Annotated in this window: 9 protein-coding genes, 1 pseudogene and 1 riboswitch; all 10 genes and pseudogenes read right to left on the bottom strand. The window is 60.6% G+C overall.

Annotation, left to right across the window (positions count from 1 at the left end; all coding sequences use genetic code 11):
• Nucleotides 1-105 precede the first annotated feature (105 nt).
• The gene (locus HMPREF2604_RS11150) at nucleotides 106-909 is read right to left on the bottom strand and encodes a hypothetical protein (protein WP_070565426.1); all 804 of its coding nucleotides are present in this window, start codon (nucleotides 907-909) and stop codon (nucleotides 106-108) included.
• 108 nt (nucleotides 910-1017) lie between these two features.
• Complete coding sequence (gene tuf, locus HMPREF2604_RS11145) at nucleotides 1018-2208, bottom strand: elongation factor Tu (protein ID WP_070521778.1); 1191 nt, start codon at nucleotides 2206-2208, stop codon at nucleotides 1018-1020.
• A 366-nt stretch (nucleotides 2209-2574) separates the two neighbouring features.
• Complete coding sequence (fusA, locus tag HMPREF2604_RS11140; RefSeq protein WP_070565424.1) at nucleotides 2575-4704, bottom strand: elongation factor G; 2130 nt, start codon at nucleotides 4702-4704, stop codon at nucleotides 2575-2577.
• A 310-nt stretch (nucleotides 4705-5014) separates the two neighbouring features.
• Complete coding sequence (gene rpsG / locus HMPREF2604_RS11135; protein WP_070521784.1) at nucleotides 5015-5482, bottom strand: 30S ribosomal protein S7; 468 nt, start codon at nucleotides 5480-5482, stop codon at nucleotides 5015-5017.
• Between the two features lie 6 nt (nucleotides 5483-5488).
• Nucleotides 5489-5860 carry a 30S ribosomal protein S12 gene (rpsL, locus tag HMPREF2604_RS11130; RefSeq protein WP_005286791.1) on the bottom strand — a complete coding sequence of 124 codons (372 nt, stop codon included), beginning with the start codon at nucleotides 5858-5860 and terminating at the stop codon, nucleotides 5489-5491.
• A gap of 245 nt (nucleotides 5861-6105) precedes the next feature.
• On the bottom strand, nucleotides 6106-6708 hold the full coding sequence (locus HMPREF2604_RS11125) for an isopentenyl transferase family protein (protein WP_070565422.1): 603 nt from the start codon (nucleotides 6706-6708) through the stop codon (nucleotides 6106-6108).
• Nucleotides 6709-6763: 55 nt separating this feature from the next.
• Nucleotides 6764-7513 carry an energy-coupling factor transporter transmembrane component T family protein gene (locus tag HMPREF2604_RS11120; RefSeq protein ID WP_070565420.1) on the bottom strand — a complete coding sequence of 250 codons (750 nt, stop codon included), beginning with the start codon at nucleotides 7511-7513 and terminating at the stop codon, nucleotides 6764-6766.
• A 19-nt stretch (nucleotides 7514-7532) separates the two neighbouring features.
• Nucleotides 7533-8969: an ABC transporter ATP-binding protein gene (locus HMPREF2604_RS11115; RefSeq protein ID WP_070565418.1), complete on the bottom strand. Its 1437-nt coding sequence runs from the start codon at nucleotides 8967-8969 to the stop codon at nucleotides 7533-7535.
• Nucleotides 8970-9000: 31 nt separating this feature from the next.
• Nucleotides 9001-9645: an ECF transporter S component gene (locus tag HMPREF2604_RS11110; RefSeq protein WP_070521793.1), complete on the bottom strand. Its 645-nt coding sequence runs from the start codon at nucleotides 9643-9645 to the stop codon at nucleotides 9001-9003.
• Nucleotides 9634-9813: riboswitch (TPP riboswitch) on the bottom strand. (Overlaps the previous gene by 12 nt.)
• 449 nt (nucleotides 9814-10262) lie before the next feature.
• A pseudogene (locus HMPREF2604_RS11105) lies at nucleotides 10263-10980 on the bottom strand (hypothetical protein); the annotation flags it as partial.

Below are 10980 nucleotides of genomic sequence, written 5' to 3'. Positions count from 1 at the left end.
CGCTTCCTGCCGGGAGTTAAGCCCTTAAAGGGCCAAACCCGCCAACCGAAAGATGGTTGACGGGCGCACCGGTGATCCCTAGTCGCGGTCCACGTAAAGACAGGACTACTCGGAGGAGCTCCACGGCTCAGACTCCGCGAGGATGAGTTCCCTTATGGTGCCGAACGTGTGCATGGTGCCGCGCGAGAGGTGGACACGGAAAGGTTTTCCGACTTCGCCCTCCTCGATGCGGTGCCAGGAGAAGTCGGTGCGGACAAGCTCTCGATTCTTGCGCGCGATGATGTGCAGTCCGTGGTCGAGGAGGATTGTTTCCGCGTCGGTGCGGATGAACCACACGCGGTCCCCCACGCTTCGGCGCTTGAGGCCTGACAGGGCTCGATGGTCCTCGCGCAGGCGGGTGACGGACTCGACAACACCGAACCGGTGCTCAAAGCCCTCGGCATCGGCTATGACGAGCGGCCGGCCGGGACCGACAGGCCGCAGCGCAGAAACTCGCCAAGCCACCGGCTGCCCGAGCTGGCCATCCTTAGACACGGGGCGTACAACCGCCACGCAATCGGACGGAGAAGTGAGCTCGATGTTCGCCCGGTGTTGAGTCGGGGCTGGTGCGGTGGACGGCTGCGTCGAGGTGGATGCGGTGGGAACCTGAGGAGCCAACGTCACCCGATGAGATGGCGTGATGACGAGCCAGAGGCCTTCGGCGACGAGGTTGGCGTCGAGAGGCACAAGCGGTGGGTGGACGGCGGCCATGGACTCCAAGCGGGCCGTGAGGTCGTCGTCAGGCACGCCCCAGCCGTACCCTTCAGCCGCCAGCATGCCAAACAGGGTTCCCAAGGGAAGATCCGGCTGGCCTTCCCACGCAGCGCGCAGGGCGGCGAGGGTGCGGTCAATGCGGGTTGGGTCAAACATGACACTTAAGCCTAGTCGGCCCGCGATCACCAAAGCCGCCCAACCCCAACAGGGATTGAGCGGCTTTCAGACCTGCTAATCAGGAAGGGCCTTAGGCCCTAGCGAGAATTAGTCGAGGATCTTGGTAACGCGGCCAGCGCCGACGGTGCGGGAGCCCTCGCGGATAGCGAAGCGCAGGCCCTCGTCCATAGCGACCGGCTGGATGAGCTCTACAGACATCTCAACGTTGTCGCCCGGCATAACCATCTCGGTGCCCTCAGGCAGCTTGATGACGCCGGTAACGTCGGTGGTGCGGAAGTAGAACTGCGGACGGTAGTTGTCCATGAACGGGGTGTGGCGGCCGCCCTCTTCCTTCTTCAGGACGTAGACGGAACCCTCGAACTTGGTGTGCGGGGTGTAAGCGCCCGGCTTGATGACAACCTGGCCACGCTCGACGTCCTCACGCTTGGTACCACGCAGAAGCAGACCACAGTTGTCGCCAGCCTCGGTGTAGTCCATCATCTTGCGGAACATCTCGATACCGGTAACGGTGGTGGAGGTAGCCTTGTCGCGGATACCGATGATCTCAACGTCTTCGTTGACGTTCAGGGAACCACGCTCAACACGGCCGGTAACAACGGTACCGCGGCCGGTAATGGTGAAGATGTCCTCGATCGGCATCAGGAACGGCTTGTCCAGCTCGCGCTCCGGATCCGGGATGGAGTCATCGCAAGCCTGCATCAGGTCAACGATGGACTGTGCCCACTTCTCGTCACCCTCGAGAGCCTTGAGAGCGGAGATGTGAACGATCGGAGCTTCCTCGTCGTAGTCCTGCTCGGCGAGCAGCTCGCGGATCTCCATCTCGACGAGCTCGATGATTTCCTCATCGTCAACCATGTCGCACTTGTTCAGTGCAACGAGGATGTACGGAACGCCAACCTGGCGAGCGAGGAGCACGTGCTCACGGGTCTGCGGCATCGGGCCATCGGTTGCAGCAACAACCAGGATGGCACCGTCCATCTGAGCAGCGCCGGTAATCATGTTCTTGATGTAGTCGGCGTGGCCCGGGGCGTCCACGTGTGCGTAGTGGCGCTTCGGGGTGGAGTACTCAACGTGGGAGATGTTGATGGTAATACCGCGCTCCTTCTCCTCAGGAGCCTTGTCGATCATGTCGAAGGCGAAAGCGGTGTTCTCCTCCGGGTAAGCGTCAGCCAGAACCTTGGTGATCGCTGCGGTGGTGGTGGTCTTGCCGTGGTCGACGTGTCCGATGGTGCCGATGTTCACATGCGGCTTCGTACGCTCGAACTTCTCCTTTGCCACTGTTTGTCCTCCTGGACTCTATGGCGGCTACGTATTTCGCAGCCACGTGGTTTGTATTGCCATTGGCACTTCGAGCCGAAGCTCATAAGCGCTAATGACGCTTTCTTACGTGCCAGTTACACGATCCTAGATTTATGCCGCAGTTTTTTCAAACTGCCCAAATAGGAGGTAACCCCGCCCATCAGGTGCGGACGTTGACCCTCGACAAGAATCAATTTAAAGGATCCTGGGAGGGTAACGGCCGGCTCAACGCGCAAAATGTTTACGCACTCAGCGGACCGCTACCTCCCCAGCGCTGGGGCTGGTGCCTACTGGCGAAGACTACCAGCCCCACAAGGTAGGGAGTCCATCGGACCCCCTTAAACCTTAGGCCTTGGCGCCGGTGCGCTCCTCGATGATGGCCTGAGCCACGGAGGACGGAACCTCAGCGTAGGAATCGAAGACCATGGTGAAGTTTGCACGGCCTGCGGTGGAAGAACGCAGGTCACCGATGTAGCCGAACATCTCGGACAGCGGAACCTTAGCCTTAACCACCTTGGCGCCGGAGCGATCCTCCATGGCGAAGACCTGGCCACGACGGGAGGAGATGTCACCGTTGACGGTGCCCATGTACTCCTCCGGGGTGACGACCTCAACGGCCATGATCGGCTCGAGCAGAACCGGCTTAGCCTTGGCGACGGCCTCCTTGAGGACCTGAGAACCGGCCAGCTTGAAGGCCATCTCAGAGGAGTCGACGTCGTGGTAAGCGCCGTCCTCGAGGGTGGCCTTGATGTTCACCAGCGGGAAGCCAGCGACGAAGCCGTACTGCATAGCGTCCTGGATACCAGCGTCGACGGACGGGATGTACTCCTTCGGAACGCGGCCACCGGTGACGGCGTTCTCGAACTTGTAGGTTGCGGACTCGCCCTCTTCCAGCTCTTCCGGATCCGGGTTGTAAGGCTCGATGGTGACGATGACCTTTGCGAACTGACCGGAACCACCAGTCTGCTTCTTGTGGGTGTAGTCCAGGGACTCGACCTTCTTGCGGATGGTCTCGCGGTAGGCAACCTGCGGGTTACCGATGTTTGCCTCAACCTTGAACTCGCGCTTCATGCGGTCCACCAGGACGTCGAGGTGGAGCTCGCCCATGCCGCCGATAACGGTCTGGCCGGTCTCTTCGTCGAGCTCGACAGTGAAGGTCGGGTCCTCGGCAGCCAGCTTCTGAATAGCGGTACCCAGCTTCTCCTGGTCGGCCTTGGTCTTCGGCTCGATGGAGACCTTGATAACCGGGTCCGGGAAGTCCATGGACTCCAGGATGATCTGGTTGTCCTTGTCACACAGGGTGTCACCGGTGGTGGTTTCCTTCAGACCAATGACGGCGTAGATGTTGCCGGCATCCGCCTGCTCCACCGGGTTCTCCTTGTTGGCGTGCATCTGGAACAGCTTGCCGATGCGCTCCTTCTTACCCTTGGTGGAGTTCATAACCTCGGTGCCCGGCAGAACCTGGCCGGAGTACACGCGGGTGAAGGTCAGCTGACCGAAGAACGGGTGAGCAGCAATCTTGAAGGCCAGTGCGGAGAACGGGGATTCCACGGACGGCTTACGGGTGATGACCTCATCCTCGTTGCCCACAGCGTGGCCGGTGATCTCACCGACGTCGAGCGGGTTCGGGAGGTAGGCTACGACGGCGTCGAGAAGCGGCTGGATGCCCTTGTTGCGGTAAGCGGTACCACACAGAACCGGGTAGATCTCAGAGGCGACGGTCATCTTGCGGATGGCGGTCTGGATTTCTTCCTTGGTCAGTTCCTCGCCACCGAAGTACTTCTCCATGAGGGCCTCGTCGGACTCAGCAACGGCCTCGAGCAGCTTCTCGCGGTACTCCTCTGCCTTCTCCTGCAGGTCGGCAGGGATCTCCTCGATGGTGGGCTCGGTGCCGGTCTCGACCTTGCCGCGCCAGGTCAAGGCCTGCATGTCGATGAGGTCGACGACGCCGTCGAAGTCATCCTCAGCGCCGATCGGCAGCTGCAGAACCAACGGCTTAGCGCCGAGGCGGTCGATGATGGTCTGGACGGTGAAGTAGAAGTCCGCACCCATCTTGTCCATCTTGTTGACGAAGCAGATACGCGGAACGTCGTACTTAGCGGCCTGACGCCACACCTGCTCGGACTGCGGCTCCACACCTTCCTTACCGTCGAAGACGGCAACAGCGCCATCGAGAACACGCAGGGAGCGCTCAACCTCAACGGTGAAGTCAACGTGACCCGGGGTGTCGATGATGTTGATCTGGTTGTTCTTCCAGAAACAGGTAACGGCGGCGGACGTAATGGTGATGCCGCGCTCCTTCTCCTGCTCCATCCAGTCGGTGGTGGAGGCACCGTCGTGGGTCTCGCCGACCTTACGGTTGATGCCGGTGTAGAAGAGAATACGCTCAGTCGTAGTGGTCTTACCAGCATCGATGTGAGCCATGATGCCGATGTTGCGGACCTTGTTCAGGTCCTTAAGCACTTGTTGTGCCACAGTAAATACCCCAACTTAATTGTCGTCGACGCCCGAGCCAGCTTGTGACCGACTCACATAAAATGACGTCTTCATGGATAGGTCTTGGTCTATTTTGCCACGTCCAGGCTTTCGCGTCAGCGTGAGGTCGCAGGGCTTTAAGCCCTACGCCATAAAAAATGGCCCGAACAACGCTATTAAGGTTTAGGTTCCGCACCGACTAGCGTGCGCTGCTCCGCCGAAGGGAGCGCGAGCACGCACTGTCAGCGCAGGTAAACGATGATATCGCTGTTCGAGCCATAATGCCGTGTGGCGGGTTATACCGCAGGTATTACCAGCGGTAGTGGGCGAAGGCGCGGTTGGCCTCAGCCATCTTGTGAGTATCCTCACGACGCTTAACGGAAGCGCCAAGGCCGTTGGATGCATCGAGGATCTCGTTTGCGAGACGCTCGATCATGGTGTTCTCACGACGCTGGCGGGTGAAGGTCACCAACCAACGCAGAGCCAGGGTGTTGGAACGGGCGGGCTTAACCTCAACCGGGACCTGGTAGGTAGCGCCACCAACACGGCGGGAGCGAACCTCGAGGTCCGGGCGGATGTTGCCCAGGGCCTTCTCCAGGGTGCCGACCGGATCGGTGCCGGTCTTCTCGCGGCAAGCCTCGAGAGCACCGTAGACGATGCGCTCAGCGGTGGACTTCTTGCCGTCCTGGAGGATCTTGTTGACGAGCATGGTGACCTGCTCGGAGTTGTAAACCGGGTCCTTAACTACAGGACGCTTCGGTGCAGCATTCTTACGCATTGTTGATTACTGTCCCTTCTTTGCGCCGTAGCGGGAACGAGCCTGCTTACGGTCCTTCACGCCCTGGGTATCCAGTGCGCCGCGGATAATCTTGTAGCGAACACCCGGGAGGTCCTTCACACGACCACCGCGGACGAGCACCATGGAGTGCTCCTGCAGGTTGTGGCCCTCGCCCGGGATGTAGGCGGAAACCTCGATACCGGAGGTCAGGCGCACACGGGCGACCTTACGCAGAGCCGAGTTCGGCTTCTTCGGGGTGGTGGTGTACACGCGGGTGCACACGCCGCGGCGCTGCGGGGAGCCCTTCAGGGCGGCCGTAGCAACCTTGGCCTTCTTGTCGTGGCGGCCCTTGCGGACCAGCTGCTGAATAGTTGGCATAAATCTAGTCTTTCTCTATGACTTCGGCTTGAACTGACCGTGTGACTCGCCCAAACATGCAAAAATAGGGGCTCTTCTCCGGGGCCCTACCGCATGTCCAGAACGTTCCTCAGCCAGATGCCGGCTGAGATATCGATCAGACTTTTCATCCATAAAGATGAAACCTTGGACAGACTACCACCAGCGCGCTGATCCGCCCAAATCCGGCTTGTGGCTCCTCTAGTTGCCCCAGCAACCGGTGTGTACTAGCGCCACTCCCAGGTCAGGTCCGCGTCTACTGCGCGTTCGGCAAAGTGCTCTTTTTCCTGCCGCTCCCACGTTTCGAACCACTCTTCATAACCGGGGTCACGCTCGAGGGCGCGCTCGCGGCGCTTCTCGCGTGGGCCGTCGATGCGCACGGTCACCACGCAGCCGCGCTGCTTGGCGACGTCCACGGTAGCCTCCGTGACTGAACCCACGCCCTCGACGATCAGATCATCGCGCTCATCCAGGCTGGCCCAATCCTTCGGCGCGTTGGCTTCCCAATCCCAGCGCCAATACCCCGGATTGTTTTCCCGCAGCACTTGCTCCGCCACCATGTTGGAGCCTTCCTCCAAGCCGTGCCAGCCGGGGTAAAACTCGTCCAGGTGGACTACCCGCCACCCGGTACGCTCCGCCAGGGCCGCAGCGGTCCAGGTCTTGCCGGCGCCGGAGGGGCCGTCGATAAGCACGGTGACCGGGCGCATCGGGCGCTTGCGCGCTGCGGCGAGCGACAGCACATCGTTTAAGAGCCTGTCCATCTCCGCAGCGATGGTATCGGCAGTGTCCTTACCGCCTTCCCGATGGTCCGTGCGGTCCGTGTCCTGCATGTGTTCTTTCACCACTTCTGGGTACGTCTAGCGTGCAGCGTTGCGAGAGTTCGTCCTAGAGTCCAAATAATCTCCAGGACCCACTGAGAACCGAAACTACCACCGGTAGCGCCGCAAGGCCCGCTCCCACCGCCATGGCCAGCCAGTCCCGCACCACTAGGCGGGAGGGCCGCGCCCACGTGCGCTGGCCACCGCCCGGCGGGGTGCGGCCAAACCCGCGCGCCTCCATCGCCGTGGCCAGCTTGCCTCCGCGGCGCAGGGCTAGCACCAACAGGCCGAAGGACATGGTGATGAGGTGTTTGATGCGGCCTTCGTCGCTCAGCCCACGCGCGCGCCGCGCCATGGCGAGGTACTGCCAGTCGGATTTGAACAGCGTCATCATGCGCACCCCGGCCACTGCCCCGATGACAAAGCGGGAGGGAAGCTTGAGGATCTGGGAGAGGGCGTCACCAAGCTCCGTCGGGTCAATATCCCGCGCCAACACCACCATGGGCAGCGCCACCGCCAGCACGCGCAGGGTGATGGCGAGGGCCAGCTCCAGCGAGTTATCCGTGACCGTCATCAGCCACCAGCTGAAGTACTCCCGCCCGCCGGGCTCCCCGTAGAGCAGCATCGAGATTCCCGACAGCGGCGCAATAAGAAAGAGGAACCAACCGGCTTTAAACAACCGCGTCCACGACACCCCACACAGCGGCGCGAAGAGCAGCGTCATTCCCAAGGACACGGCCGCAGAGACCCAATCCACGGAGAGCAACAAGGGCGTAACCCACACGAACATCAGGAAGATGCGCGATAGCGGATTCATCCCGCGCAAAAGATTTGTACTAGCCACGGCTCACCTCCACTCGGTGGTCACCCAACGCAGAAATGAATAACGGATCATGGGTCACCGAGGCAATTGTCGTCCCCTCATCCGCCATGCGCCGCAGCAACCACACCAGCTCGGTGAAGGTGTGGGGATCTTGGCCGAAGGTGGGCTCATCAAGGAGCAACACCTCGGGTGCGGTGACCAACGCCGTGGCCACGGACAACCTGCGCTTCTCCCCTCCGGAGAGCGTAAACGGATTGGCGTTGAGCACATGCCCCAGGCGCAGCGACTCCACGAGCTGATCAATCCGCTTCTCTGGCACCTCGCGGCGCATGACCCGCGGTGCCACGCGCAGCTCCTCCGCCACCGTGCGGGCAACGAACTGGTGCTCGGGGTTCTGGAAGACAAACCCAATGCGGTCCGCCAACTCCCGTGACTTCCACGTCAACGGCGAGCCCTTAAGCCCCCGCCGCACGTACTCTGTCACACCAATCTCTCCGGACACTGCCGGAAGCAGCCCCGCCACCGTCATCAGCCACGTGGTCTTGCCCGCACCATTCGGCCCGGTAATCACCGTGGATTTCCCCCGCGGCAACGCGTAGCTGCGCGGCGGCCCGAAGCGGGTGACCAAGTCGGTGCTCCACAGCGCCGCCGATTCCGGCACTCCCCCAGCGCTGCTTGGCGACGTCTCCCCGTCCCCCCGCGCCTGCGGCAGGCCGATCACCGAACGCTGAGCGACAACGCTATCCACCGGACCGTCAGCGACGATGCGCCCGTCCTTGAGCTCAATCGCGCGGTCGAGTACCCCTTCCCACGCCGCGTGTTGATGCTCGACCACGATGAGAGTCGCGCCGGTGCGCTCCACCATGGTGGACACCGCCTCGATGACTTCCAGCGCGCCTTCTGGGTCGAGGTTCGCAGTGGGTTCATCGAGCAGCACCATGCCCGCCCCCATCGCAATAACACCAGCTAAAGCTAGGCGCTGCTTCTGCCCTCCGGAGAGACGCTCCGTGGGGAACGACAAGTCAACATCAGGACCCACCATCGATAGCGCCGCAGACACCCGCTGCCAAATCTCAGGACGCGGATAAGCCAGATTCTCGCAGCCAAAGGCCACGTCATCACCAACGCGTGCAGCAATGACCTGCGAGTCTGGGTCCTGCAGCACCAGCCCCACCGGAATCGTGCGCCCGGGTGGCTCGACGTGCCCGGTGGCATCCTCCAGAAGAATCTCACCTTCGCGGGTACCTTCATCATCCCCACCAAGCACACCCGCAATGGCCGCCAGCAAGGTGGATTTCCCGGACCCGGAATCACCACACAGCAGCACCTTCTCCCCCGGCGATACAACCAAGTCAATATCAGCCAGCGCCGGCGCACGCCTCCCCGCGTGCGTCCAGCCATAGCCACGAGCCACAAGCTTCGTGGCCCCAGTACTACCCAGATCAGCCATCAACTAAACCAACACTTAAACCAACACTCGTCTAAGCCCTGTGCTGCTCGCGCCCAACCGCGAAGCGGTCCAGCGCACCGGTCTTTGCAAGTGCCTGAACCACGAAATAGCCCACAGCTCCCGCCAACACAGCGCCGGAGATGCTCAGCGTTACCAAGTAGATGATGTTGAACTGCAGGGTCTTGCCCAGGTTTCCGGAGGTAAACAGCTCCAGCACAAACGCGCCCCAGCCCGCAGCCATGCCGCCGAGCATCGCGATGCCCAGGCCAAAGCGGCGGTAGAGGAAGATAGCCAAGACAATCTCTACTCCAATGCCCTGGGCAATGCCGGAGTACACAGTGCTCGGACCCCACTGGGAGCCCAGCACCGCGGACACGATGGCCGCCAGCAACTCCACGTAGAGTGCCGCACCCGGTTTGCGAATAACCAATCCGCCGATGACGCCGCCAATCAACCAGATGCCGGTAGCAATTCCACCCAGGCCCGGCGTGAGCGAATTCATAGCTTCAAACCAGGCATATCCCACCGTGTTCCATGCCAGGAACACGAATCCGCACGCCACGCCCAGCACCGAAGCCACCACGATGTCAACAATGCGCCAGTTCAGTTTGCGCGGGGCAGCACCATTCGCAGTTGCGCCGTCATTAACAGACGCGCCATGAGATACAGAGTTCATTATTCCTCCCTTTCGCCGGCATTATCCGGATCAGGTTCGACGGTTCGCCGCTGCACTGCGGCGTCTCAGCCTCCTCAACTAACCCACGCAAAACCCGGAGAACACAAGTGAAGTGAAACCGGACTAAGCACAATCGCGGTCAACGAGGAAGCACCCGTGACGATGTGTAATTAAAGCCACCAGCTACCAAAAGCGCTGGCTAGATGCTCTTCAAAAGCATAGTCAGCTTAGCAAGCCCCACCCACAAGAGCACATCTACCTCTACCTGATGAGCAAAGCCGCATTAGGACTCACCCTGCAGAAAACTAAAGCACCCCGTCGCGTCCTCTGACCTACGCGACGGGGTGCCTGCACACCGGCAAAAATCCGGCGGCCATGAGCCTCCACTCTTACAGCTTAAGGAAAGGAAAAGCTTCGGCAGAGACCCAAGACTATGTGAAATAACGGGGTGTATTTCGGAACTATCAAACAAACACAATCGAGCAATGAACCAGGCCACACCGCCGAAGCTTTGAGCTCCGGCAGCATTGGCCTAGGTCATCAACTCTCAAGTTGGGCGGGAGGTTAACGCACCTCCCAGGGCGGTGTTATTAGAGGAAACACATCCTGCGTTACTCCTACTTGGAAGAACCGTTGGAGGAACCTGCGCCCGGAGCACAAGCATCAGCAATAAGGCCGATAGCCAGAGCACCAGCAGCAATCAGAGCCACAGCACCAGCAACCTGCTGATACTCAGCACCGAAGCGCTTCAGCTGCGCATCGATACCAGCAACCTTGCCAGCCAGCGGACCATTAAACACACCAGCCTGCTTCTGCAGCTGAGTATTCAGATCCTGAATCTGCTTGTTAATCGGAGCAACAAAGTCCTTCAGACCCGGAATATTCATCTGGGAAGCCAGACCAACCGGAATCAGGAACAACAGCGGGATACCAACACCCAAACCAGTGTTGATGCAACGCTGGGACAGGTTAGACGACAGGTCAGAGGAACCAGATCCATCGGACGAAGCACCCGGCTTCTCAACCTCAACGACTACCTTGTCGATCTCCTTGCCGTCCTTGTCCTTGACAACAACGACGACCTTGTCACCAGGCTTAGCGCCCTTATCGACGTCGACAATCAGCTTGCCGTCCTTATCGATTTCAGCCTTACCCGGACCCTCGGTCTCAACGGTGGTGCCGTCTTGCACCTTGCCACCGTTATTCGGGATCTCAACCTTGTCACCAGGCTTACCGGAGTCGTCCTTCCAGTCAGGCTTCTCAGTCTCCGGAGCCTCAGGCTTCTCAACTTCAACGACTACACGATCGATCTCCTTGCCGTCCTTGTCCTTGACA

It is taken from the genome of Corynebacterium sp. HMSC055A01, from assembly GCF_001809405.1.
Classification (GTDB): Bacteria; Actinomycetota; Actinomycetes; order Mycobacteriales; family Mycobacteriaceae; genus Corynebacterium; species Corynebacterium hesseae.
This window is presented reverse-complemented; position numbering and strand designations above follow the sequence as displayed.